The organism is Burkholderia cepacia complex sp. TUM26381 (genome assembly GCF_057439935.1).
The window spans coordinates 997,523-1,021,065 of the sequence record NZ_CM172008.1 but is presented as its reverse complement, the minus strand read 5'-3'; the positions used below and the strand labels follow the sequence as shown (position 1 = coordinate 1,021,065).

22 protein-coding genes are annotated in these 23,543 nt (G+C 67.1%); 15 read left to right on the top strand and 7 right to left on the bottom strand.

The genetic code is table 11. The annotated features are described in order from the left end of the window. Positions 1–299 precede the first annotated feature (299 nt). On the top strand, positions 300–956 hold the full coding sequence (locus ACWMMN_RS36455; RefSeq protein WP_233464335.1) for an NUDIX hydrolase: 657 nt from the start codon (positions 300–302) through the stop codon (positions 954–956). 266 nt (positions 957–1,222) lie between these two features. Here ACWMMN_RS36455 and ACWMMN_RS36450 read toward each other — a convergent pair whose 3' ends face one another. Continuing rightward, on the bottom strand, positions 1,223–1,816 hold the full coding sequence (locus ACWMMN_RS36450; RefSeq protein ID WP_256087526.1) for a TetR/AcrR family transcriptional regulator: 594 nt from the start codon (positions 1,814–1,816) through the stop codon (positions 1,223–1,225). Positions 1,817–1,928: 112 nt separating this feature from the next. Between ACWMMN_RS36450 and ACWMMN_RS36445 the strand changes: the two genes are divergently transcribed. From ACWMMN_RS36445 to ACWMMN_RS36435, 3 genes are read left to right on the top strand one after another with little or no spacing between them, the layout of a single operon-like run. Further along, the gene (locus tag ACWMMN_RS36445) at positions 1,929–2,984 is read left to right on the top strand and encodes a sugar phosphate isomerase/epimerase family protein (protein ID WP_256087525.1); all 1,056 of its coding nucleotides are present in this window, start codon (positions 1,929–1,931) and stop codon (positions 2,982–2,984) included. A gap of 29 nt (positions 2,985–3,013) precedes the next feature. Continuing rightward, positions 3,014–3,898 carry an alpha/beta fold hydrolase gene (locus ACWMMN_RS36440; protein ID WP_256087524.1) on the top strand — a complete coding sequence of 295 codons (885 nt, stop codon included), beginning with the start codon at positions 3,014–3,016 and terminating at the stop codon, positions 3,896–3,898. Position 3,899: 1 nt separating this feature from the next. After that, positions 3,900–4,835, top strand: a complete 936-nt coding sequence (locus ACWMMN_RS36435; RefSeq protein WP_486424232.1) for an alpha/beta hydrolase — start codon at positions 3,900–3,902, stop codon at positions 4,833–4,835. Between the two features lie 272 nt (positions 4,836–5,107). On the opposite strand, the gene ACWMMN_RS36430 is transcribed toward ACWMMN_RS36435, so the two are convergent. Further along, positions 5,108–6,079, bottom strand: a complete 972-nt coding sequence (locus ACWMMN_RS36430) for an AraC family transcriptional regulator (protein ID WP_486424231.1) — start codon at positions 6,077–6,079, stop codon at positions 5,108–5,110. Between the two features lie 94 nt (positions 6,080–6,173). Between ACWMMN_RS36430 and ACWMMN_RS36425 the strand changes: the two genes are divergently transcribed. Together ACWMMN_RS36425 and ACWMMN_RS36420 are read left to right on the top strand one after the other, a co-directional pair. After that, a complete protein-coding gene (locus tag ACWMMN_RS36425; protein ID WP_059242152.1) occupies positions 6,174–7,007 on the top strand; it encodes an oxidoreductase in 834 nt (277 codons plus the stop codon). 153 nt (positions 7,008–7,160) lie between these two features. After that, the gene (locus ACWMMN_RS36420) at positions 7,161–7,997 is read left to right on the top strand and encodes an alpha/beta fold hydrolase (RefSeq protein ID WP_486424230.1); all 837 of its coding nucleotides are present in this window, start codon (positions 7,161–7,163) and stop codon (positions 7,995–7,997) included. A gap of 96 nt (positions 7,998–8,093) precedes the next feature. Here ACWMMN_RS36420 and ACWMMN_RS36415 read toward each other — a convergent pair whose 3' ends face one another. Beyond that, entirely contained in the window at positions 8,094–9,014 is a 921-nt protein-coding gene (locus ACWMMN_RS36415; protein ID WP_486424229.1) for a LysR substrate-binding domain-containing protein, read from the bottom strand. A 165-nt stretch (positions 9,015–9,179) separates the two neighbouring features. Here ACWMMN_RS36415 and ACWMMN_RS36410 point away from each other — a divergent pair, with 165 nt between their 5' ends. Together ACWMMN_RS36410 and ACWMMN_RS36405 are read left to right on the top strand one after the other, a co-directional pair. Next, complete coding sequence (locus ACWMMN_RS36410) at positions 9,180–9,815, top strand: LysE family translocator (protein WP_256087520.1); 636 nt, start codon at positions 9,180–9,182, stop codon at positions 9,813–9,815. Between the two features lie 58 nt (positions 9,816–9,873). Beyond that, positions 9,874–10,248 carry a gamma-glutamylcyclotransferase family protein gene (locus tag ACWMMN_RS36405; RefSeq protein WP_059242147.1) on the top strand — a complete coding sequence of 125 codons (375 nt, stop codon included), beginning with the start codon at positions 9,874–9,876 and terminating at the stop codon, positions 10,246–10,248. Between the two features lie 43 nt (positions 10,249–10,291). Here the strand turns inward: ACWMMN_RS36405 and ACWMMN_RS36400 are convergent, their stop codons facing one another. Next, a complete protein-coding gene (locus ACWMMN_RS36400; RefSeq protein WP_486424228.1) occupies positions 10,292–10,999 on the bottom strand; it encodes a DUF3142 domain-containing protein in 708 nt (235 codons plus the stop codon). Between the two features lie 7 nt (positions 11,000–11,006). Continuing rightward, complete coding sequence (locus tag ACWMMN_RS36395) at positions 11,007–13,175, bottom strand: PA5441 family protein (RefSeq protein WP_486424227.1); 2,169 nt, start codon at positions 13,173–13,175, stop codon at positions 11,007–11,009. A 452-nt stretch (positions 13,176–13,627) separates the two neighbouring features. Between ACWMMN_RS36395 and ACWMMN_RS36390 the strand changes: the two genes are divergently transcribed. From ACWMMN_RS36390 to ACWMMN_RS36380, 3 genes are all read left to right on the top strand, one after another. After that, complete coding sequence (locus tag ACWMMN_RS36390) at positions 13,628–15,133, top strand: hypothetical protein (RefSeq protein WP_486424226.1); 1,506 nt, start codon at positions 13,628–13,630, stop codon at positions 15,131–15,133. Positions 15,134–15,165: 32 nt separating this feature from the next. Further along, entirely contained in the window at positions 15,166–15,492 is a 327-nt protein-coding gene (locus ACWMMN_RS36385) for a hypothetical protein (RefSeq protein ID WP_059242140.1), read from the top strand. 148 nt (positions 15,493–15,640) lie between these two features. Beyond that, entirely contained in the window at positions 15,641–16,693 is a 1,053-nt protein-coding gene (locus ACWMMN_RS36380) for an AraC family transcriptional regulator (RefSeq protein ID WP_059242137.1), read from the top strand. A 42-nt stretch (positions 16,694–16,735) separates the two neighbouring features. Here the strand turns inward: ACWMMN_RS36380 and ACWMMN_RS36375 are convergent, their stop codons facing one another. After that, positions 16,736–18,148 carry a hypothetical protein gene (locus ACWMMN_RS36375; protein ID WP_059242136.1) on the bottom strand — a complete coding sequence of 471 codons (1,413 nt, stop codon included), beginning with the start codon at positions 18,146–18,148 and terminating at the stop codon, positions 16,736–16,738. Between the two features lie 290 nt (positions 18,149–18,438). Here ACWMMN_RS36375 and ACWMMN_RS36370 point away from each other — a divergent pair, with 290 nt between their 5' ends. After that, on the top strand, positions 18,439–19,356 hold the full coding sequence (locus ACWMMN_RS36370) for a DMT family transporter (protein ID WP_059242134.1): 918 nt from the start codon (positions 18,439–18,441) through the stop codon (positions 19,354–19,356). 4 nt (positions 19,357–19,360) lie between these two features. On the opposite strand, the gene ACWMMN_RS36365 is transcribed toward ACWMMN_RS36370, so the two are convergent. After that, positions 19,361–20,122, bottom strand: a complete 762-nt coding sequence (locus ACWMMN_RS36365; protein WP_059242132.1) for a 2-keto-4-pentenoate hydratase — start codon at positions 20,120–20,122, stop codon at positions 19,361–19,363. Positions 20,123–20,465: 343 nt separating this feature from the next. Between ACWMMN_RS36365 and ACWMMN_RS36360 the strand changes: the two genes are divergently transcribed. From ACWMMN_RS36360 to ACWMMN_RS36350, 3 genes are all read left to right on the top strand, one after another. Next, positions 20,466–21,701 carry an ABC transporter substrate-binding protein gene (locus tag ACWMMN_RS36360; protein ID WP_081052133.1) on the top strand — a complete coding sequence of 412 codons (1,236 nt, stop codon included), beginning with the start codon at positions 20,466–20,468 and terminating at the stop codon, positions 21,699–21,701. Positions 21,702–21,771: 70 nt separating this feature from the next. Then, the gene (locus tag ACWMMN_RS36355) at positions 21,772–22,641 is read left to right on the top strand and encodes a carbohydrate ABC transporter permease (protein WP_059242128.1); all 870 of its coding nucleotides are present in this window, start codon (positions 21,772–21,774) and stop codon (positions 22,639–22,641) included. Further along, positions 22,638–23,540, top strand: a complete 903-nt coding sequence (locus ACWMMN_RS36350) for a carbohydrate ABC transporter permease (protein WP_174994062.1) — start codon at positions 22,638–22,640, stop codon at positions 23,538–23,540. The genes ACWMMN_RS36355 and ACWMMN_RS36350 overlap by 4 nt, the downstream gene beginning before the upstream one ends. Positions 23,541–23,543: the final 3 nt, after the last annotated feature.

Below are 23,543 nucleotides of genomic sequence, written 5' to 3'. Positions count from 1 at the left end.
ACGCCATTGTGCCCGCAACATGCGATGAAGGGGGCGGCGTACCTGCGATCCGGTTTTCATGCATCATCGGGTTGCTTCGATGCGTCGAAGGCGATCCGGTCGAGGCATTCAACCATCCGCAACGATGGCGGATATTTTTGCGCCGAAGCAGACGGCCGCGCTCGAACGCGTGTCATTTGCGATCGCATCCGGATGCGGATTCATCGGTTTTTGCGATAACGACGCCGTGCCCGTGCAACACGTGTCGGGTTCGGTGTCGCTCAGCGCTTGCAGATTCAAGCATGCAGGAAGGAGGAGACATGAAATCCGACAGCGGCGTCCCGAACGCCGATTCGCGGCAGGGCGCGCTGGACGCAATCGTGCGCGGTGTGGAAGGCTTCCGGATTCCCGCCGCAACGGACTGGTCGACGGCGAAGCACTCCCTCGCGGACAACGACGGCCAGTGGAAATTCTCCGCGGTCCTGGTCGCGATCGTCACGCGGCGCGAGCCGACGATCCTGCTGACCAAGCGATCGTCGGGGCTCAGCGAATACTCGTCGCACGTGAGTTTTCCGGGCGGGCGTCCGGCGGAGTCGGATGCCGGCATCGGCGCAACGGCGCTGCGCGAAGCGTTCGAGGAAATCGGCCTCGATCCCGGCGCGGTGCAGGTCGTCGGGTCCATGCCGATTCACAAGACCCGCAAGCGCCACCACGCGATTTTTCCGGTGATCGGCCTCGTGCCGGAAGCCGCCGCATGGGAAGCCGCACCGGCCGAAGTCGAGGAGATCTTCGAGTTTCCGTTCTCCGCGCTGCTGAACCCGGATCTGCCGCGGCAATACAGCGACGGCGAACGTGCCGGCGGCTGGTATTGGGCCGACCAGCCGCAGGACATCTGGGGCGTGACCGCATTCATCCTGAAGTCGCTGGCCGGTCTCGTGCTCGACACCGCGCACGGCGAGCAGGCCCGTCCCGGCTAGGTGCATGCATCGGGCGTCGGGCTCGCAAAGGCCGCGCATGCAGACGGCGGAAACTTACGTCGCCAGCGTGGTGCGCTTCGACCGGCGGCGCGGCCAGACGCGCTTGCACAACGACGGGCGTCGTGCGGGTTCCGCGAACAGATGGCGCGTGTCGCCCCAGGTCGAGGCCGTGTTGGCGATTCTGCTTGAAACCGGCGCCAACGTGCTTGCACAACGCGCGTCCCTGATCGCGATGCCGACGAACATGGGACGATGCCGCTGGTTCGCTAGCGCAGCGCCAGATCCAGCGGCATCATCGCCGGCCCGACGGCGGCCAGCAGGCGATCCTTAGATACGCCGTCGCGGGACTGGACGGAAATGCCATGCAACTGCACGGCGTAAAAATCGGCCAATGCGGCGACATCGGTGCCAGGCTTGAGCTGGCCCTGGGCCAGCGCTTCTCGCAGGCGCTCGAGGATCGATTGCGTCCGGGCTCGGCGATGTTCGGTCAGCCACGCCATGACGCCTTCGTTGCTGGCCGAGTAGTTCGTGGCGGATGAGACCACCATGCAACCATGAGGGCGGCCGCGCCTGGTATAGGTGGCTATCGCCTCATGCAGCATCGTCTCGATGGCCGCGCGGACATTCGTTTCCCGGAGCGCGCGGTCGGCGAAACCGCCGTCGCTTTGCTCGTAGAGCGCCACGGCTTCCTGGAACAGGGCCTCCTTGCTGCCAAAGGCGGCGTAGATGCGTGCGGAGGCGATGCCCATGACTTCGACCAGGTCGGACATCGACGTGCCTTCGTAGCCGCGTCGCCAAAACACCAGCATCGCCTGTTTCAAGGCCGTGTCGCGATCAAATTCCCTCGGTCTTCCTGCCATTGCCTCTCTCGTCTGCCGATCCGTCGTTGCGCCGATTTTATCGCGTGCCGTGTTGACACGGGATATTCCCATGTCCTATTCTTTGTCGATCAACAAAGAATAGGACATGCACATGCGTACCCTCAAAGGGCCCAGCCTCCATCTTGCGCAGTTCGCTGCCGACGTCGCACCTTTCGACAACTTGCCGAACATCGCGCAATGGGCTGCCGGCCTTGGTTTCAAGGCGTTGCAGATTCCCGCCTGGGAGCGGCGCTTGTTCGATGTGGAGACCGCGGCGCACAGCCAGGACTACTGCGACGAAGTGAAGGGCATGCTGGCCGGGCACGGCCTGGAGATCAGCGAGTTGACGACGCATCTCTTCGGGCAACTGGTGGCGGTGCATCCGGCGTACGACGCGATGTGCGACAACTTCGTCCCGGAGCCCTTGCGCGGCAATCCGGCCAGGCGCACGGCATGGGCGCTGGAGCGACTCGAGCTGGCGGCACGCGCGTCACGCCGCCTGGGGCTCACCGAGATGGGCACCTTCTCGGGCTCGTTGGCATGGCCCTACCTGTTTCCGTTTCCGCAACGGCCCGCGGGCCTGATCGAGGCGGCCTTCGATGAACTGGCGCGCCGCTGGCGCCCGATTCTCGATGTCTGCGACGACAACGGCGTCAACCTGTGTTACGAGATCCACCCCAGCGAAGATCTGCATGACGGCGTCTCGTTCGAACGATTCCACGCGTTGGTCGACCAGCACGCGCGTTGCAAGATCCTGTTCGATCCCAGCCATTTCGTGATGCAGCAGCTGGACTATCTGGCCTACATCGACATCTACCGCGAACACATCCGCATGTTCCATGTGAAGGACGCGGAATTCCAGCCTTCGGGGCGGCAAGGCGTCTATGGCGGCTACAGTTCATGGCTCGATCGTGCGGGTCGTTTCCGTTCGCTTGGCGACGGTCAAGTCGATTTCAAGGCGATCTTTTCCAAGCTCGCGCAGTACGACTACCCGGGCTGGGCGGTCCTGGAGTGGGAGTGTTGCCTGAAGAACCAGGAGGATGGCGCACGCGAAGGCGTGGCGTTCATCAACGACCACATGATCCGCGTGACGGAGCGCGCGTTCGACGATTTCGCCGGTGCGGCGGTCGATGCACGGCAAATCCACACCATGCTCGGCCTGGCGTGAGCCGCTCCCACATCACTACGGAAAATCATATGTCCGCTCAACTTCTGTCTCCGTCGGCCGGCTTCGAAGGCTTTACGCATCAATACGTCCGCATCGACGGCCAGCGAATCCATTGCGTCATCGCCGGCACGGGCGCTCCCGTCCTGCTGATTCCCGGGTGGCCGCAGACCTGGTACGCGTGGCGCCACGTCATGCGCGCACTCGAAGAACGGGGCTTCATGGCCATTGCGGTCGACCCGCCGGGCACCGGCTATTCCGACCGGCCTCACGAGGGTTACGACACGGGGCACACGGCCGCGATCATGCATCGTGTGATGGTGGAACTCGGCTTCGACGCGTACCAGGTGGCAGGCCACGATGTCGGGATGTGGGTGGCCTATGCGCTGGCCAGCGACCGGCCCGAGGCCGTGACGGCGCTGGTCCTGACCGAGGCGGTGATCCCCGGGCTGGCGCCCGCGCCTTCGATCTTCGCGCCACCGGAAGAAAACATCTTCCTGTGGCATTTCATGTTCAACCAGCTGGCCGACCTGCCCGAAACGCTGATTGCGGGGCGTGAGCGGGCCTATCTGGAGTTCATGTTCGACCGCTGGTCGTTCCGGCGCGACCGCGTGGCCGTCGAGGTCTACGTCGATGCCTATTCATCGCCGGGTGGCCTGCGGGGTGGTTTCTCCTACTACCGCGCGATACCGGAGACGATTCGCCAGAATCAGGCGCGGGCGACGCGCAAGCTGACGATGCCGGTGCTCGCCATCGGCGCGGAACACGCCACCCGCGATGCGCCGCTGGTTACCATGCGCGACAACGTGACCGACTTGCAGGGCGCGATCGTGCCCGACTGCGGCCACTTCGTGATGGAGGAGGCGCCCGAGGTGTTTATCGGGCACCTGCTCCCGTTCCTGGAACGGAGCCGCTGAGATGCCGGTCGACGCGAACATTGCAGCGTTGCTGGAACAACTGGCCGTGGGCGAACCGCCTTCGTCCCTGGCCGAGCTGCGGGATGCCACGGATCGCGCGCTGCGGGCATGGCACGGGCCATTGGAATCCATCGGCCGTATGGAAACCTTCGCGGCGCCGACGCGCGACGGGCGACAGATACGCGTGCGTGCCTATTGGCCGCACGACATCGGGGATGGCGGGTTACCGCGACCGGCCATCGTGTATGCGCATGGTGGCGGGTGGTGCCTGGGTACGCTCGAGCTCTACGACAATCCTTGCCGCGCGTTGGCCAACGCGACGCGGTGCGTCGTGCTGTCGGTCGATTACCGGCTTGCGCCCGAGCATCCGTTCCCGGGGCCGCTGGAGGACTTCTGCGATGCGCTTGCCTGGGTGTGCCGACACGCGGGCAACCTCGGGCTCGACCCCGGGCGCATCGCCGTCGGCGGCGACAGTGCCGGGGGCAACCTCGCGGCGGCGGCGTGTCTGGTAGCCCGCGAGCAAGGTGGCCCTGCCATCGCGCATCAGCTGTTGCTGTATCCGCCGCTCGATGCGTCGATGGACACGTCGTCCTATGACACTTACGGGCAGGGCTACTATCTGACGAAAGAGGTCATGCAGTACTGCTACGCAATGTATCTGGACGATCCGGCCGACGGACGATCGCCTTATGTGTCGCCGCTGCGCGCGCGTTCGCACGAGGGGTTGCCGCCCGTCACGTTGCTCGTGTGTGAATTCGATCCGTTGCGCGACGAAGCGCAAGCGTACGCGAAGCGTTTGCAGCATGCCAACGTGCCGGTCAATCTGAGTGTGCTACCCGGAATGGTCCATGGCTGCATTCATATAGGCGGCGTGACGCCGGCAGCGCGCCATGTGTTCGAGCGGGTCGGAGCGGACATGCGCGACGTCTTCCGATAGCGATCCGGTTGCGCATGGTTTCGATGCGCAGCGTCGATTGGCGGGATTGACCGGTTCGTGTGCGCGACAGCATCCGGCATTCCCGTGGCATCCACATCGGTGTCGATCGTCCGGCCCCGGCCGATGTCATGGCCCGGGTTGGTCCGTTCTTTCCGGGCGATGGCGGCATGCCCGCAAAACGCGCGGTCATGGCCGACCGGCGCAACGAGGGCATGCATGGGGACGGCGCGGACCGGCCGGCATCGTGCATGTGCCGCTCGCGGTTCCCCCCGTCAATGCGACGACACGAACACCGCATCCTCGAATGCCTCCGGAATCGCGAAGCTTTCGCGCATGCGCTGCGTTTCCTTCGCGGGCGTCAGGCCGAACAGGCGCTTGAATTCCCGGCTGAACTGCGACGGGCTCGTATAGCCGACCGCGTAGCCGGCCGCCTCCGCCGTCAGGTCCTGACGCACCATCAACAACCGTGCCTGATGCAGGCGTGTCGATTTCAGGTACTGCATCGGCGACACCTGCGTGATCGCCTTGAAGTGACTGTGAAAACTTGGCACGCTCATGCCGGCTTCGTCGGCCAGTTGCGATACGTCGAGCGGCTGCGCGTAGTCGGCATGGATCACCCGTAGCGACCGGCCGATCCGGCCGAACTGCCCGCGCATCGCGAGCGCGCTGCGCATCGCGCTGCCCTGCGCGCCGGTGAGCACGCGGAAATACAGCTCGCGCAGCAACGCCGGGCCGAGCACCGCGGCATCGAGCGGCCGGTGCATCGCCTCGACGAACCGCAGTACCGACGCGTGCATCGCTGCGTCCATCGGCGTCGACATCATGCTCCTCGGCGCCTGCACGGGTTCCGCGCTGCCTTCGCGGTCGATCTGCGCGGCGAGTTCGGCGGCCAGCGTGAAATCGAGGTGCAGGTACAGCGCGAGCAGCGGGCGCTCGGGCGTGGCGTCGGTTTCCATGCTGAACGGGACGGGCACGGCGACGGCCAGGTAATGGTGCTCGTCATACCGATAGCGCTCGCCGCCGAAGTAGCCGCGCTTGGATCCCTGGCACACGATCACGATACCCGGGTCGTACAGCACCGGCGTGCGCGACAGCGCGCGGTTCGAGCGCAGGATGCGCACGCTCGGCAGCGCCGTCAGGTTGTAGCCTTCGTCGGGCGCCAGCGCGCGCAGCAGCGTGACCAGGCGCTTCCGGTCGCGCGGCGGCAGCGACGGAGGTCGGGCGGAGGTGGGGGCCGTGCTCATAGTTTTGTGCAAGAAAATCAGTGGAATCGGGCTTAATCGACATCGATCGTCAGACTAGTATGCATGCTTCAATCGACATTCGGGAGAAGCACACATGGCATCAGGCAACATCATGCTCATCACGGGCGTCAGCAGCGGCTTCGGTCGCGCGCTGGCACAGGAGGCGCTGGCGGCCGGTCACACGGTGGTCGGCACGGTGCGAAGCGCGCAGGCGGCGCGGGAATTCGAGGCGCTGTCCGCGCAGGCGGCGGTTGCACGCGTGCTCGACGTGACCGACTTCGAGCGCATCGACGGCGTCGTCGCGGACATCGAAGCGAACGTCGGGCCGGTCGACGTGCTGGTGAACAACGCGGGCTACGGGCACGAAGGGATCATGGAGGAAGCGCCGCTCGCGGAGATGCGCCGGCAGTTCGACGTGAACGTATTCGGTGCGGTCGCGATGATGAAGGCCGTCATGCCGTTCATGCGCGAGCGCCGGCGCGGCCGCATCCTGAACATCACGTCGATGGGCGGTCACGTCACGATGCCGGGCATCGCCTACTACTGCGGCAGCAAATTCGCACTGGAGGGCATTTCCGAAACGCTCGGCAAGGAGCTCGCGCCGTTCGGCGTGGCCGTGACGGCCGTTGCGCCGGGTTCGTTCCGCACCGACTGGGCCGGCCGCTCGATGGCGCGCACGCCACGCTCGATCGCCGACTACGACGCACTGTTCGACCCGATCCGCCAGGCGCGCGAGGACAAGAGCGGCAAGCAGTTGGGCGACCCCGCGAAGGCCGCGCGGGCGATGCTCGCCGTCATGGCAGCCGAACACCCGCCCGCGCACCTGTTGCTCGGCAGCGATGCGCTGCGGCTGGTGCGGAACAAACTGTCGGCACTGGACGACGAAATCCGCGCGTGGGAGGCCGTGACGGTTTCGACGGACGGCTGACGCGCGCGGTGCGCGACGCAACGGCGCCGTTCATTTCCTGTCGGCGGATGATCGGCCTGCGTGGCCTGTCATGGCATCGGGATTTCACATTAATGTCCGATAATGGCTGCTGGCGAGTGCGCCATGTTCATTCACCTCACAGGAGTCATCGCGATGCCATACGTCACCACGAAGGATCACGTCGAGATCTTTTACAAGGACTGGGGCCCGAAGGACGCGCAGCCCATCATGTTCCACCATGGCTGGCCGCTGTCCGGCGACGACTGGGATGCGCAGATGCTCTTCTTCGTCCAGAAGGGTTATCGCGTGATCGCGCACGACCGGCGCGGCCACGGTCGCTCGGCGCAAGTCTCGGACGGCCACGACATGGATCATTACGCTGCGGACGCGTTCGCCGTCGTCGAAGCGCTCGACCTGCGCAATGCGGTGCACGTCGGTCACTCGACGGGCGGCGGCGAGGTGGCCCGCTACGTCGCGAAGCATGGCGAGCCGGCCGGTCGCGTCGCGAAGGCCGTGCTGGTCAGCGCGGTGCCGCCGCTGATGTTGAAAACCGCGTCGAATCCCGACGGCTTGCCGCTCGAAGTGTTCGACGGCTTCCGGAAGGCGCTCGCCGACAATCGTGCGCAGTTCTTCCTCGACGTGCCGAGCGGCCCGTTCTACGGTTTCAACCGGGAAGGGGCAACCGTGCATCAGGGCGTGATCCGCAACTGGTGGCGCCAGGGCATGGAAGGCAGCGCGAAGGCGCATTACGAAGGCATCAAGGCGTTCTCGGAAACGGACCAGACCGACGACCTGAAGTCGATCTCCGTCCCGACGCTCGTGCTGCACGGCGAGGACGACCAGATCGTGCCGATCGCGGATTCCGCGCTGAAGTCGGTCAAGCTGCTGAAGAACGGCACGCTCAAGACCTACCCGGGTTATTCGCACGGCATGCTGACGGTCAATGCGGACGTGCTGAACACCGACCTGCTGGCGTTCGTGCAGGCGTAACGATGTTGGGCGCATGCCTGCGTCGGCGGGCTGCGCCGTGACCGGCGGCAGGCGATCCGCCGGCCCCGTTGAAAGGGGCGGCGCGATCGCCAGGTTTCAGCCCATCCCGTTGAAGCGAACACCCGGATGCGCGAGGCGCGGCATCCGGCCTGCCAGAAACGTATGCAGTTCGCGCACCTGCGCAGCCTTGCCGGAATCCTCGGGCCAGACGAGGTAATACGCGTCACCGGTGCTGACGGCCGTCTTGAACGGCAGCGCGAGCTGCTTCTCGTCGATCGCCTTCGCGCACAGCGCGAGGTCGCCGATCGAAATCCCGTGGCCGGCGATCGCCGCCGCGATCCCCTGTTCGAGCATGTCGAACACCTGCCCGCGCGTGATGTCCACATGCAGATCGTGACCGCTGCCCTTGAGCCAGCGGCGCCAGTCGCGCCGGTCGGGCGACGGGTGGATCAGCTCGCACGCGGAAGGGTTCGCGCGCGCGACCGTCGCGGTCGCGCGCGAGCACACCGGAATCAGCCATTCGTCGAACAGCTTCACGCAGTGCGTGCTTTCGCCGAACCTGCCGGTGCCGAGCAGGATCGCGCAATCGTAGGACTCGCTGAAGAAATCGACGGTATCGACATCCATCCACACGCTCGCGATCTGCACTTCGAACGCCGGCTGCGTGGCGCGAAAGGCGGCGAGCGCGTCGAGCAGCCAGCGCATCGTGAGCGTCGACGGCGCCTTGACCCGCAGCACGTCGCGCTGCGTCTGGAACAGCATGCAGGCTTCCTCGACCTGCCGGAACCCGCGCCTCAGGCCCGATGCGAAGATGTGCGCTTCCGCCGTCACGGTCATCCTGGGCCCGCGCCGGACGAACAGCTTCCGGCCGAAATAGGCCTCGAGCGTCTTCACGTGCTTGCTGACCGCGCTTTGCGTCAGGCTCAGCTCCTCGGCGGCGAGCGTGAACGAGCCGGTGCGTGCGGCGCTCTCGAACGCGCGCAGCGCATAGACGGGGGGAAGCGATTTGGCCTTCATGGGTTTTGAATATGAATAAAACTCATGTCATCAGACAGGATTTTCCGTTTTTCACCGGCAGCCTGGACGCGCGATACTGGCTGAAACCGTGCCGTCCGAGACGTCGAGCCTCCATGATGCCACCGTGATGGGCACGCCTCCCGAATCGTCGATCAACTTTTATTCATGTCACTCCATTACCCGCTGCTGTTCGCCTATCTCGCCGCGATCGTGCTGCTCATCGCGACCCCCGGCCCGGTCGTCATGCTCGTGACGGGTACCGTCGCGCGGCGCGGCTTCCGCCAGGGCGTGCTGACCGCGGTGGGCGCGAATGCCGCGAGCCTCGTGATGATCGCGGGCGCGATGCTGATGGTGTTCGGCGTCGTAATGGTCAGCGATCGCCTGCTCGCCGGGCTGCATGTCGCGGGATGCGTATTCATCGCGGTGCTGGCGATCCGGACGCTGCTCGGCGAATGGCGCGCCGGTCACGACGCGGCGGCAGGCGCACCGGTTCCGCAGCCACGGGGGTTGCCCGGTATCGTGCGCGGCTTCCTCGTCGGCATCGCGAACCCGAAGGACCTGCTGTTCTTCGTCGCGTTCTTTCCGCAGTTCGTCGGCATCACGCCGGACTCGCGCGTGAGCCTGGCGATCCTGGCCGCGTTGTGGATCGCAGTCGATTTCACGATCCTGACCGGCTACATGGCCGCGATCAACCATCCGTCGATTCACCGGAAGCAGCGATGGATCTCGGCGTCGTCGGCGCTCGCGCTGCTCGTGATTGCGCTCGCCGGGCTCGGCAGCACGATCGCGGGCGCCGTGTAGCGCTTCGGCGATCTGCGTTACGCTTCACGTGCCCCGGATTTTTTCCTCGAGTTCAATCATGTCCAGTTCCGCTACCGCTTTTTCCGAACACCTCTTTTCGTACGGCACGCTGCAACTCGAACAGGTGCAGCTCGCCACCTTCGGCCGCAAGCTCGACGGTCGCGAGGACGCGATGCCCGGCTACGCGATGACGATGCTGAAGATCGACGATCCGGAAGTGGTCGCGACGAGCGGGAAGACCCATCACCCGGTGGTGGCCTATACCGGCCAGTCCGGCGATCGCGTGACCGGCACCGTGTTTGCGATCACGCGCGAGGAACTGCGGCACGCGGACGACTACGAAGTCGACGCGTATCGGCGCGACCGCGTCGTGCTCGAGTCGGGAGTTGCGGCGTGGGTGTACGTGGACGCGAGCTCGCCGCGCCCGGGCTGACCCGGGCGCGCGGGCGGGATCGCCCTCGCCGTGCGGCCGCCCGCTACCGGTTGCGCAGGAACACGACGTAGCCGCGGAACCACGGATTCGATGCGAGGTAGGGCGGCGCGTCCCACTCGCCGCCCTGGATCACGCCGATGCGAAACGGCAGCTGCAGCCGCGCGACACGCGGCAGGTAGGCCGCGTAGTCGGGGATCGTGCTGCGGCCCTGGTAGGTCTGCACGACCACCTCGTCGACGATCCCCTTGAGCTGGTTGACCTGACCGGTATCGATGCGGCTGCTCCAGTCGAGCAGCCCCGTGATGCTCAGCCGGCAATCGGCGGGCAAGGTCTCGCGCAGCGTCCGCAGGAATTCGAGGTAATCCTGCAGGTGGCGCGTACGCGCATCGAAGTCGATCTGGATGCCGGCGATCGTGCGGCCGGACGCACGCCAGCGCTCGAGCTGCGCGAGCATGATCTGCGTGACGCGCGGCGTCCAGCGCAGCGTATGCGCACGATAGACGAGCCACACGCGCGCATCGGGCGCGGGCGGCAGCGCGACGCCCTGCGCGATCACGCGTACCTGCGACTCGTCCTGCGGCGACGCCTCGATCTGCCCTTGCAGCACGTAGACGGTGCGCGCGCCGTGCACGACCGCCTGCGGCTTCACGCCCGCCCACAGCCAGAATGCGTCGTACTGCGCAGCGTCGACGGTGCTGGCCAGCGCGGCGCGCGCGGCCAGCAGCAGCGCGATGCACGCGATGCGCTTCATGCGGCGCTTACCAGTAGTAGCGGAGCTTCTGCGCCCACGGGCTGCCCGGATAGGCGGTCTTGAGCGTATCGAACCAGCGCTTGCGCGTGTTCTTCGGCACGTCCTTGCCGCCGCATTCGTTGGAGCCGGCCGGCGCATAGCACTTGATCGCGCGGTAGAACGCGTACGCGCGGTCGTTCGGGTTCGCCTGCGCATCGGCCATCACCGTCACGTAGCTCGACATCCGCTCGTACGGCTTGCCCGCGAACTGCGACGGCGATGCACCGAGCGTCGGCGGCACGCGGGTAGCGGACGTGTTCGACGCGCTGCGCATCCACGGCGGCACCGGATCGCTTTCGAGGCCGGACGCGGGCGGATGCAGGCGCACGAAATCGGCGAGGCAGTTCAGCCCTTTCGGATCGGCGGGATTCTGCTGCAGCGCCGTGGCGATGTCGCGCGCGGACAGGCACGCGTAGCCGTCTTCGTTCTTCGCGCCGGATGCGATGAACGGCTTCAGCGGATCGGCTGGCGTGCCGGACACCAGCGCGGTATCGGCGATGAATTCCGCGTAATGCGAGCGCGTGAGTTCCTTGTACAGCAGCGTGTACAGCGCGGTGTCGCGCAGCGCGCCGCCGGTCGCCTGGTTCTGCGCCTGCGCGCGCAGCAGGTCCGCATTGGCCGTGCGCTGCAGCAGGACTGCACGGATCGCGCCGTTCTGCACGACGGAATCGTCGGCAAACACGTCGTTGACGAGGCCGGCCTGCTCCAGGTTGATCGCAAGCGCGAGTTCCAGCATTTCGCGCTGGAAGCGGAATTTCGCGAGCGGGACCAGGTCGCGCCACAGCTGGCGGGCCTTGTCGTTCTGGCCGCTGTCCTCCAGCGCGAATGCGCGCAGCGCCTGCTGGCTGAGCCCGAAGTAGTCGAGCGGCGCGGCGGGCGTCTGCGGCAGCAGTTCGAGCGCGGCATCCGGCTTGTGCCCGATCTGGACATACCAGGTTGCGAGCAGGTAGTCGTACAGCGCGGGCGCGTTCGCGAAGCGCGGCTTCTGCGCCTGCAATTCGTCCAGCGTCATCGGCTTGCGGGTCGAATCGCTGCTGTCCGACACGCGCATGCGCTGCAGGTCGACGGTGGCGAGCACGGTGGGCGACTGGATCTGGCGCGCGTCGAAGTCCGGTCCGAACAGCAGCTTGCTGTCGAGTTCGTTTGCCAGTTGCATCAGCGGCACGTTCGATGTCGCCGGCGACCAGCGCGCGAGTGCGTGGCCATACAGGTCGGCCTGCTGCGTGACGTTGCCGCCGAGCCACGCGACACGCCGCAGCAGCCCCGTCGCGGAGGCCGCATAGCGTCCCTGCGGATACACCTTCAGGTAGGTGCGGAACACCGTGTTCGCGGCGTCGAGCGACACCTTCGACACGCGTGCGCGCGACGGCGTCGGGTTGTCGTTGTCGAATGCGTTGGCTTGCGCGGCGTTCAATTGCGCGCGCCCGGCCATATAGAGGCCGGTTTCCTTCAGCCACGGGTCCGCGCTGTGCGATGCGTTCGCGAAGGCCCGGGTCGCGGTGAGGAAGTCGGCGCGGTAGAACGCGTTCGTGCCGTCGAGATACGCGGCGAACTGCTGGCCGAGCGGCGACTTGACCGGCGGCTTCGTCCACACGGCGCTCGCGCCGCCCGCGGCACAGGTTTTTTGTGCGATGTCGGCGCGCGCCGCGCGCAGGCGCGTGGCCTCGTCGGCGGGGAGGCCGCCGGCGCCGCCGAGGGCGTCGTTGAATGCGTCCGAGCCCGAGCCCATGCTGCGGCAGATGCTGCCTTCGCCGTCGGCATACCGGTTCGACGACGCATCCGCATCCGGCGCGTTGCCGGTCTTGTCGGGCTCCTTCTGGCCGATGTAGATCCATCCGGAGAAATCCATCGGGAACGGCACGACGATCTGGTTGATCCGCTCTTTCGCGGGGATGGTTTTCGGGTCCGGAAACACCTGCGCGACCTTGCTGCTATCGACCATCATCAGCATCGCGTTGATGCGCGTGTCGTTGGCGGGCGTCAGGATCGGCAGGTTGCCGCACGAATAGGAAGATTGCCGGAGCGTGTTCGGCACGTAGCAGCCGTCGTCCCCGCTGGCATGGGCGGCCGGCGTCCAGAGCAGGCTGGCCGCCAGCGCGGCGAACAGGTTTCGGTGCAGCGATGGGTTTCTTGGCATTTTTCTTGTGCTGGGTAGGAGGCCGCGACGGCCGGATCTCTCAGGGGGCGCGGTTTGCCCCGGCGCGTATCGTACCTCACGGGCGGCAACGCCTGCCGGCGTGCAGCCGGGCCGGCCCGGCCGAGCACAGGCCCGGCGAAATGGAAGTCCACTCAGTGTGGACGCAACGCCACCTTGAATCCGGATCGCTTGAATTAAGATGCAGCCGGCAGTGACGGACATCCGACGAAAGACGACCCGGCGTGATCGTTGCTGCCCGACGGGGGAGGTTTGCCGCAAGTGGCGTTCGCGTCGATCCGCACGGCGGAATCGATCATCAAGGGGTGGCGAACCGATGCCGGTTTCCATGCCTGTTAAATAGTATTGCTTATCAATGGGCCGGGCGATGGGATGCGTCGTTGCGGCGAACGGCAGACGAGAGTGCGCCGGCAAATGAAAACAAGAGGATTCCGATGAAACCCATTACATGGATGGTCATGGCAGCCGCGCTCGCGCTGACCGCATGCGGCGGCGATGACGTCGCGACGAACGACGGCGCGTCGTTGTCGACGCCGAACAATCCCGGCTCGCCTTCCGGCCCGACCTCGCCCGGTGGCGGCTCGAGCGGCGGCCCGACGGGCGGCGGGTCCACGCAGCCGCAGGCCGGCTGGTCGACGGCCGCTGCGGTGGACGGTAAGGGGCCGGAGGGCGATCCCAGCGTGACGATCGACGCAAGCGGCAACGCGCTCGCCACCTGGATGACCAATGGCCCGGCCGGCGCGAACGGCAACGAGATGTGGGGCGCGCACTATGTCGCGGGTTCGGGCTGGGGCAGCGCGACGCGGCTCGACACCGGCGACGGCTCGCATTCGATGAACACGACGAGCTCGAGTCCGCCGCAACTGGTCGGCAACGCGAGCGGGCAGGCCGTCGCGTTCTGGACCGAATGGATGCCGGGCCCCAACACGTACGCATTGTGGGCGCGGCCGTACAGCCCGGCCGGCGGCTGGGGCGCGGCATTCGAACTGGTGCCGGACGTGACGGGTTCGACCTATTCGGCCGGGATCGACAGCCAGGGCAACGCGCTCGTCGCGTGGACGCAGTCGATCAGCCTGCTCGATACGCGCATCGCGTGGTCGCGCTACACGCAGGCCGGACAGTGGTCGTCGCCGGCGGTGATCCAGATGCCGGTGCAGAGCGGGCCGGGGGCGGTGACCGGCGACACCGACAACGTGAGGCCGATGATCTCGGTCCTGTCGTCGGGCCGTGCCGTGCTCGCATGGCGGCAGACCAACCATACGCACTCGGCGCTGTGGACCGCCACGTACGACGCGACCAACGGCTGGACCAACGTCAATCAGGCCGTGTCGAACACGAGCCTGTTCACGACGATCATCTCGCCGGTGGCAGGCATGGACGCGAAGGGCAACATCACGCTGCTCTGGGGGGAAATCGACGTGACGGGCGGGAAGATCTACACCGCCACGATGTCGCAACGATATGTGTCCGGAACCGGGTGGCAGCCCGCGCAGCCCGTTTCGCCGGCGATCGTCGAGCCGACGGGTTTCATCGCGACGCCGATGCTGGCCGTCAACGACAACGGCGTGGCCGCCGCGATGTGGGCGGAAGGCGGCGCGGCCCTGCAGGTGAGCGTCGCCGATACCAGCGGGAACTGGGGGTCGCTGCAGCGGCTGACGGAGCACCTGAACGGTGCGGCTGGCCAGTATCCGCCGCTCGTGGTCGATGCGGGAGGCAACGTGACGGTGGCATGGCAGGACACGGGCCTGCCGGGCGCGTCGGCGGTCATCGCGGCCAGCTACCGGAAGGGTGCGTGGAGCGCGTCGACGGTGGCGGCCCAGAGCGCGTCGTGGCCGGCGCTGGCCGTGAACGCGACGGGGGCGATGGCGCTTGCCTGGCTGTCGTATGTCCCGAGCGTCGGCAGCCAGGTGCAGGCCAGTTTCTATACGCCGGGATCGTAACCGGTTCGCGCCGGGAAATTGAGGGAGAAAGCATGAAAGGAAGCTTGCATTGCACCGTCCGGACCGCGCTGGGCGCCCTGGTCGCGGCCCTCGTGTTGTCCGCGTGCGGCACGACGCAGATGAACATGATCGACGTGCAGACGTCGACCGCGAAGACGCTCGGGCTCGCGTCGTCCGACGAGATCACGATCGCCAACGTGCAGTACGGGAAAAAGGACGGACTGGGCGGCCAGAAGGTGAGTTACGACGCGACGACCGGCAAGGGGCGGCGTTTCGGCTGTACGGTGTTCATGATTCCGGGGCTCACGCCGATCGATCGGCCGACGTACAACAACTGGGAATGCCATCCGCAACGCTGATGGCTGCGATGACGACGACGCCCGCCGCCGGGCGTCGGTCGACCGTTTGGGTGGACGATGTGCTGCGCCGGCCTTGCGCCGGCGCAATTTGGTCCGATAATCGACGAACCGATGCATCCTTTCCCGCCGGTTCGATAAAAAAACTGTCATGGATCAAGCAGCATTCGTCCCTGTTTTCAAGTTTCGCACGATCGACTACCCCGAGCCGGACCGGTTCCATGTCTGGGTCAAGGACATGCTGTGCGACTACCGGCTCGATGACGACGGCGGGCTCGGCCCGTTCGACGCGGAAGCGAGCGGCGCGGCACTCGGCCCGCTGATCCTGTCAGGCAGGCACTGGCGCTCGCGCGCGCCGACCTATACGGTGCACCGCACCCCGCGGCGAATCCGGCTCGACGGGCAGGATTCGATCCGTTTCACGCTGCTGCTCGGCGGGCGGCTCGCGTGCCATACCGGCGGGCCCGAGCTGATCAAGGGCGCCGGCGACCTGTTCGTCTACGACGTCGCGCAGATCAACGACTGCCAGGTCGAGGCCGGCGACGTGATCAGCCTGGTCGTGCCCAGATATCTGCTGCCGAGCCACGCGGCGCACGCGCACGGCCAGACGCTGACGAGCGGGGTGGGGCGCCTGGTCGCCGACCAGATGCTGTCGCTGTTCCGGAACCTGTCGAACCTGCGCATGCACGAGGTGCCGAGCATCGTCCAGTCGATGCTGCTGTTGCTGGCCGCGGCCGTTTCACCCGCCGCGCAGGCGTTGAACGATGCGCGCGGCCCGATCGATCATGCGCTGGTCGACCGGGTGCGCCGCTACATCGACGTGCACCTGCTGGAGCCGGACCTCTCGCCCGAGCGGATCTGCCGCGACATCGGCGTGTCGCGGGCACGGCTCTATCAGTTGTTCAAGGAGGAGGGCGGCGTGATGCGGCAGATCACGCGCCGGCGGCTGCGCCACGCGTACCACGTGCTCGGCGATCCGCAGCGCCGGCATCAGCGCATCGCGGAGATTGCGTGGGCGCATGGCTTCCCCGACGAGAAGTATTTCCACCGGCTGTTCAAGGCGGAATTCGGCCATACGCCGAAGGAGACGCTCGAGTGTGCGGCCGCGCCGGTCTTGCTGCCGGTCGATGCGGCCGACGCGCGATGGGGCGACGGCGGCAGGCTGACCGGGTGGACGCTGCCGTTCGGCGTGCTCACCAACTGAGCGGGCCGGGCGTGTGCGTCGCGCGGCGGGCGTGCGCGAGCATCACGCGCACACGCTGCTTGCGATGCCGCCTTCGTCCGTGTCGTCGATCGCGGCCCGCAGGTCGTCGATCGCCACCATCAGTTCGCGGACCTGCCGCAGCGACGGGTATTGATGCAGCACGGCATGCCATTGCGGCAGGGTCAGCAGTGCGTGCCACACGACGCCGAGGCCGTCCGGATCGGCATCCCGCTGCTGCGCGAGCGCGCTCGCGTATTCGAGGCTCGCCTGCGCCGACAGCAGCTGCATCCGGCTTGCGGCGCCCAGCAGGCGCGGCGTCGCGTCCGCGGAGGCATCGCAGCAATAGAGCACGTCCCGTTGCAGCGACGCTTCGTCGGTCGCCAGTGCGCGCAGCGATGCGCCCTGCACGCGCACCGTGCCCTGGTGCGTCTCGAACGCATAGACCGTGCCGGGGTCGGCCTGCGCGAGCAGGTTCAGGCCGCGCAGCAGCCGCGGCAAATCGGTCGTCGCGGCATCCGCGGACGCCTTCGCTTCGACGAGGAAGCGGACGTTCCATGCGGACGCGGGATCGGTGCCGCGCGCGCGTTCGAGCAGGATCGCGTCCCATTCGGTTTTTGCGCGGTCGTGCCGGCCCGGTATCGACGAAGGCACGCGCATCGACGTGACCACGCGGTAGGTCCGCTGCTCGTCCACCGCGTCGAGCCTGCGTGCGAGCGCATCGAGCGCCTGTGCCGCCAGCGCTTCGACGGCGGCACCGCGCTGCTGGGAAGCGGCGCCCTGCGCAACGGCGACCGTGCTGCCTTCGAGCGGCCCCTGGCGGACCCACAGCGCGCGGTATCGGCGCACATCTTCGTCCGATGCCAGTGCATCGAGACGCAGCATGCGTTCAAGCGCGGGGCTGTCCTTCAGCTTGACGATGTCCTGCTCGAAAGCGGCGTCGGTTGCCATGTCGGGCAGCGCGAGCAGTTGCGCCAGCGCGGCATGCAGACCGGCCCACGACGCTGCAGTCGCGGCCGCATGCAGCCTTGCGAGGCCGTCGCGTTGCCAGGCCAGTGCGCTGCGCTCGAGCTTGGCCGGGTGCGCGATCGCATTGACGGCCGAGTGGAGCGCGCGCCGGTCCTGCTCGGCGTGCGCGGACAGCGACGCGTATTCGCGTACGCTCGGCGCATCGTGACGCAGCACCGAGGCCTGAAACGACGGATCGCCGGATGCCGGATCCATTGCGTCGCGGATCATCTGCGCGAGTGCATCGATGAAGCGTTGCCGCAATGCTGCGCCGGGAGCGTGGCCGTCTGCCCGCATCCTGCGCGCCGCCTCGATCACGATCGCCAGGGCGGTGGCCGGGTTCGTCGCATCGGTCAGCGACGACGCGCCGTCGAGCGGCGGCAGCCGGTAACGGCGCACGACGGCGTGTAGGGTTTCGTCGAGCAGGGCGGGAAGCGGTGTCAGCGACATGGCGGGTCTGGGCGTGAAGGCGATGCGCGTGCGCGGCGTCAGGGCCGGAACGTGCGACGATGTGCAACGTTATCACGGCGGATCGAAGGTGCACGGTGTCGTGTCGCATCCGCGTCATGGGGTGACGGGCGGGCGAAGCGTGCGTCGTCGATGCCGGCAACCCACATTTCGCGCGAGGCTGAAGCATCCGCTGGCGGCCGCCGCCATAATCCGCACGTGCGGCCTGACGCGAACGGGTCGATGCCGACCCGGCCAGCCCCGTCCCGTCCCGCGAATCCGAGTTACCCGACATGCAGCCAGCCCTGACCCGCAGCCCGCCCGCCGTCGCGGACCTGCTGCTGCTCCTGACGCTTTCGACGTTATGGGGCGCGTCCTACACATTCATCCGGATCGGCGTCGAGACGATCCCGCCGCTGACGCTGATCGCCGCGCGCACCTTGATCGCAGGCGCGGTGCTGCTGATGTGGATGCGTGTCCGGCGGATTCCGATGCCGCGCGATCCGACGGTCTGGCGGCGTTTCTTCGTGCAGGCGCTGCTGAACAGCGTCGTGCCGTTTACGCTGATCGCGTGGGCCGAGCGTTCGGTCGAAGCCGGTCTCGCGACGATCCTCAATTCCGCTTCCCCGGTGCTCGCGTTCCTCGGCACCTGGCTGATCACGCGCCACGAACCCCTGACGCCGCGCAAACTGTTCGGCGTCGTTGCGGGGCTGGTGGGCATTGCGCTGGTGGTCGGCGTCAGCGTGCTCGACGGACTGGGGCGGCAACTCGTGCCGCAACTGGCGATCGTCGCGGCGACCGTCTGCTACGCGGGCGCCGCGATCTACGGACGCTCGTTCAAGGGGCTGTCGCCGGCCGCACCGGCCGCGGGCTCGCTCGTCGTCGGCGCGCTCGTGCTGGTGCCCGCGAGCCTCGTCGTCGACCGGCCGTGGACGCTTCATCCGTCGCCGCAAGCGCTGCTGGCGCTGGCCGCGCTCGCGATCTTCTCGACGGCGCTGGCGTTCGTCATCTACTTCCGGCTCGTGCAGACGCTCGGTTCGGTCGGCACGACCGCGCAGGCCTATCTGCGCGTGCCGATCGGCGTCGGCATCAGCATGGCGCTGCTCGGCGAGTCGCTGTCGATGTCGGCCTGGCTGGGACTCGGATGCGTGGTCGCGGGCGTGGCGGCGATGACGCTGCCGTCACGAAACGCCGGGCAGCCACGCACCTGACCGATCACGCCGTCAACGTCACCGACAGGCTGCCGAGCTCGCCGAAGCGGACCGTCAGCGCATCGCCGAGCGGCACGTCGATCGCGCCCGCGTACGAACCCGTCGTCACGATCTGCCCGGCGCGCACCGCATCGCCGCGCGACGCGAGGAAATTGACGAGCCACACGAGCGGCTTCAGCGGATCGCCGTCCGGATGGCGGCCGTCGATCGTGCGGTTCAGCGCGCCTTCGAACGACAGCGCCAAAGTGGCGAGCGGCACGTTCAGCCCGTCGGGCACGACGGGGCCGACGCACAGCCCCTGGTTGAATTGCCCGTCGGCCAGCAGCTCGAACTTCGACGCGCGCGCCGGTTCCGCATAGCGGCAGCCGAGCACCTCGAGCACGACGCGCACTTCGCGGATCGCGGCGCGCACGTCGCTTTCCTCATACGGCCGCTCGCGGGCGGGCAGGTCGCGATCGAGCACGAACGCGATTTCCGGTTCGATCCGTACGATCGGCCCGCCGACGACGCGGTACGGCGCATCCGCTTCGCGGATCGTCGACGCGAAGATCGGCGCGAGGATCACGCGGTCGGGCGGCGGCAGCGCGCATTTCCATCCGCCGACGGGTTCGCCGAGCAGGTCGGCCACGCGTTGCTGGATCGCGAGCGCGGTGTCGACGTCTTCGGGGCGCAGCGCATCAGGCAACAGCGGGCCGGGCGAGCCGGCATGGCGGGCGGCGACGAGATGCTGGGCGGCGCCGTCCACGCGTTCGGTAGTCGTTGTCATGTCGGTTGAGCGAGTTGAAAGTGGGGCCGGCAAAAAGGGGCCGGACGAAAGTCGCATCGTCGATGATAGCGCCTTCGGCACGATGGCCGCTCGATCCGGGCGCATAGGGACGGCTCGCGGCCGTCGCGCAGGCCCTCGGGATATCCCCTAGCCGATCGTTTCATGCCGGTGCTTGCACGCCGGGCAGGTTGTGCGACACAATAGGGAAAGCGCTTTCCCAAATGAATCGGACGACGGGAAACGCGGGCGCCCTGCGCGACGGATCGCGGCTGCATGCCGCACAGCCGGCCGCCGCACGCCACTGGCCGTACGCAACGATTCAACAACAACGTGGAGACAGCAGATGTTCAACAGGCTTCGAGCGGTAACTTTCGCAGTCCTTTCAGTGCTGGCGGCGCAGGTGTGCGCCGCGCCGGTCACGCTCGACGTGACGGGCTGGAAGGGCGGCGGCGCCGAGCCCGCCAACATGGCGGCGCTGATCGCAAAGTTCGAGAAGGAAAACCCCGACATCAAGGTCAAGTTCGAATACATGTCGCGCAACGACACGACGACGGTCGTGGCGTCGCGGCTGCAGGGCGGCAACGGGCCCGACGTGCTGATGGTCGACCGCGAGCTGATGCGGCAGTGGCAGGGCGCGCACCAGTTGCTGGATCTGAGCGGCGAGAAGTGGGTGCCGACGATCTGGCGCGGCGTGCGCACCCATACGCAGATCGGCGGGAAGACCTACATGCTGCCGATGGAACTGGTCGGCATCGGCTTGTTCGCGAACCTCGACCTGCTCAAGCGCGCGGGCATCGCGACGGTGCCGACCGACGTCGACCAGTTGAAAGCCGCGTGCGGGAAGCTCGCGGCGGCCGGCATCACGCCGATGCTGCTGCCCGCGAAGGAAGGCTGGGCGCCCGCGGCGCTCGTGATCGCGTCCGGGCTTGCGGCCGGCGGCGGCGACGCGGATGCGCGCGCCGAGTCGTTCGTCGGTGCGGGCAGCGCGCGCTTCGCGGCCGATCCGGCGTTCAAGCAATCGATGGCTGCGCTGAAGGTGCTCGCGGACGCGAAGTGCTTCGTGCCGCGCCTGAACAATGGCGTGAGCGCGTGGAGCACGGGGCTGACCGAATTCCAGGCCGGCCGCGTCGCGATGATGCCGCAGGGCGCGTGGAATATCGCGAAGTTCAGTGCGACGAAGGGGCTGTCGTTCCAGTTCGCGCCGCTGCCGGCGCTCGTGTCCGGCAACGGGCCGGTCGCGCTCGACATGCTCGGCACCGCGTGGGCGATCAATGCGGCGTCGCACCACGCCGATGCCGCGAAGAAGTGGCTCGCGTTCTGGGCGCGCCCCGACAACGACCGCCAGTTCCTCGACGCGGAAGCCGGGTTCAGCCCATTCGAGGGCGGCACCGACGCGATGCCGCCGCAGGCGCAGCCGTACGCGGCCGCGCAGAAGAACGGGCACGTCGTGCTGTATCCGAAGGGCGTGTGGACCGGCGCGCTCTTCACGGCGATCTGGAATTCGATGTCCGCGTATTTCCTCGACATCGGGCAGGACCCGGCGAAACTGCTCGCCCGTTGGGATGCGGCCGCGCGATGAGCTGCCTGACTGCTGACATTTCCCGTGCCGCGCGAGGGTGCGCGGCGCGGTTCGACGAAGGAGGCGCACGATGAAGCGCAACCGGACCTTGCTGTGGTGCGCCGTGCCGGCGCTCGCGCTGTACGCGCTGCTGAGCCTGTATCCGTTGTTCAAGGCCGCGCGGATGAGCCTGACGGATTTCTCCGGCGTGGGCGATGCGTACTGGATCGGGCTCGCGAATTACGCAGCCGCGTTTCGCGATCCGGCGAGCCTGCATACGCTCGTCGTCACGTTCGCGTATGCGGCGATCGTCGTGATCGTGCAGAACGGGCTCGGGTTGCTGTTCGCGGCGCTGCTGTTCTCGCTGCCGCGGCTGCGAGGCGCGCTGCGGGTCGGGCTGCTCGTGCCGAGCATGTTCTCGGCGGTGATCGCCGGGTTCGTGTGGGAGTACCTGTACTCGCCCCTCGGCGGCGGCATCAACGAGCTGCTGCATCTCGTGCATCTGGACGCGTTGCAGCAGGTATGGCTCGGCGATCCGTCGGTCACGCTGCCGGCCGTCACGGCCGTGCACGTGTGGATGTACGTCGGCTATTCGACGGCGATCTTCCTGGCCGGCTACCTGAACATTCCGTCGGAACTGCACGACGCGGCGAAGCTCGACGGCGCGAACGCGTGGGTGCGCTTCACGCGCATCGACTTGCCGCTGCTCGCGCCGGCCTTCACCGTGAACATCACGCTGAGCACGATCGGCACGCTGAAGACCTTCGAACTGCCGCTCGTGCTGACCAACGGCGGGCCCGACGGCGCGACGACCACGCTCGGGCTGCAAATTTTCCACAGCCTGTTCAACGACTACAAGTTCGGCTTCGCGAGCGCGTTGTCGATGATCATGCTCGCGATCGTCGTGGTGGTCGCGACCACCCAGAACACGATCCTGCGCCGCCGGGAGGACAACCTGTGAACGTCATCCGCCAACGCTTTCATGCGGACCATCCGTCCGCCGGCACGTCGGGCGGCGGGCTGCGCGCGGGCACGCTGCTGCGCCGCGTGCCGGGCTTCGCGCGGCTGGTGGCCGCAATCGCGATCGTCGCGATCGTGCTGCTGCCGACGATCTACATGGTGCTGATGTCGCTGCGCACCGGCGACGACATCATCGCGCGCCCGCTCGGGCTGCCCGATCACGTGTTCTTCGGCAACTACGTGGCCGTGTTCACCGAGATGAACTACTGGCGCAGCGTCGCGAACACGATCGGCATCACGCTCGCGGTCACGTTCCTCGTCGCGCTGCTGTCGTCGCTCGCGGCCTATCCGCTGGCCCGCGTGAAGGGCCGGCTGTCGACCGCGGTCTACATTGTGCTGACGCTCGGCCTGACGATCCCGATGTTCGTCAGCCTGACGCCGCTGTACGTGCTGTTCCGCGACCTGCACCTGCTCAATACGTATCTCGGCGTCGTGCTCGCGTACACCGTGCAGAGCCTGCCGCTCGGCGTGTTCTTCTACACGAGCTTCCTGAAGCGCATTCCGCTCGAACTGGAAGAAGCGGCGGTGATGGACGGCTGCAGCCCGCTGCAGGTGTACTGGTACATCGTGCTGCCGCTGCTGCGGCCGATCACCGGCACGCTCGCGATGTTCGTCACGTTATCGGTGTGGAACGACCTCGTCTATCCGCTGTTGTTCCTGACCGACTCGTCGAAGTTCACGATCACGGTCGCGGTGTTCCGCTTCATCGGCACCAACGACATCGACCCGACCAAGCTGTTCCCGGCGGCGGTGATGGGCACGCTGCCGCTGCTCGTGCTGTTCTTCATTCTTCAGCGCAGGATCGTCGCGGGCATCACGGCCGGCGCGGTCAAGGGGTGAAAT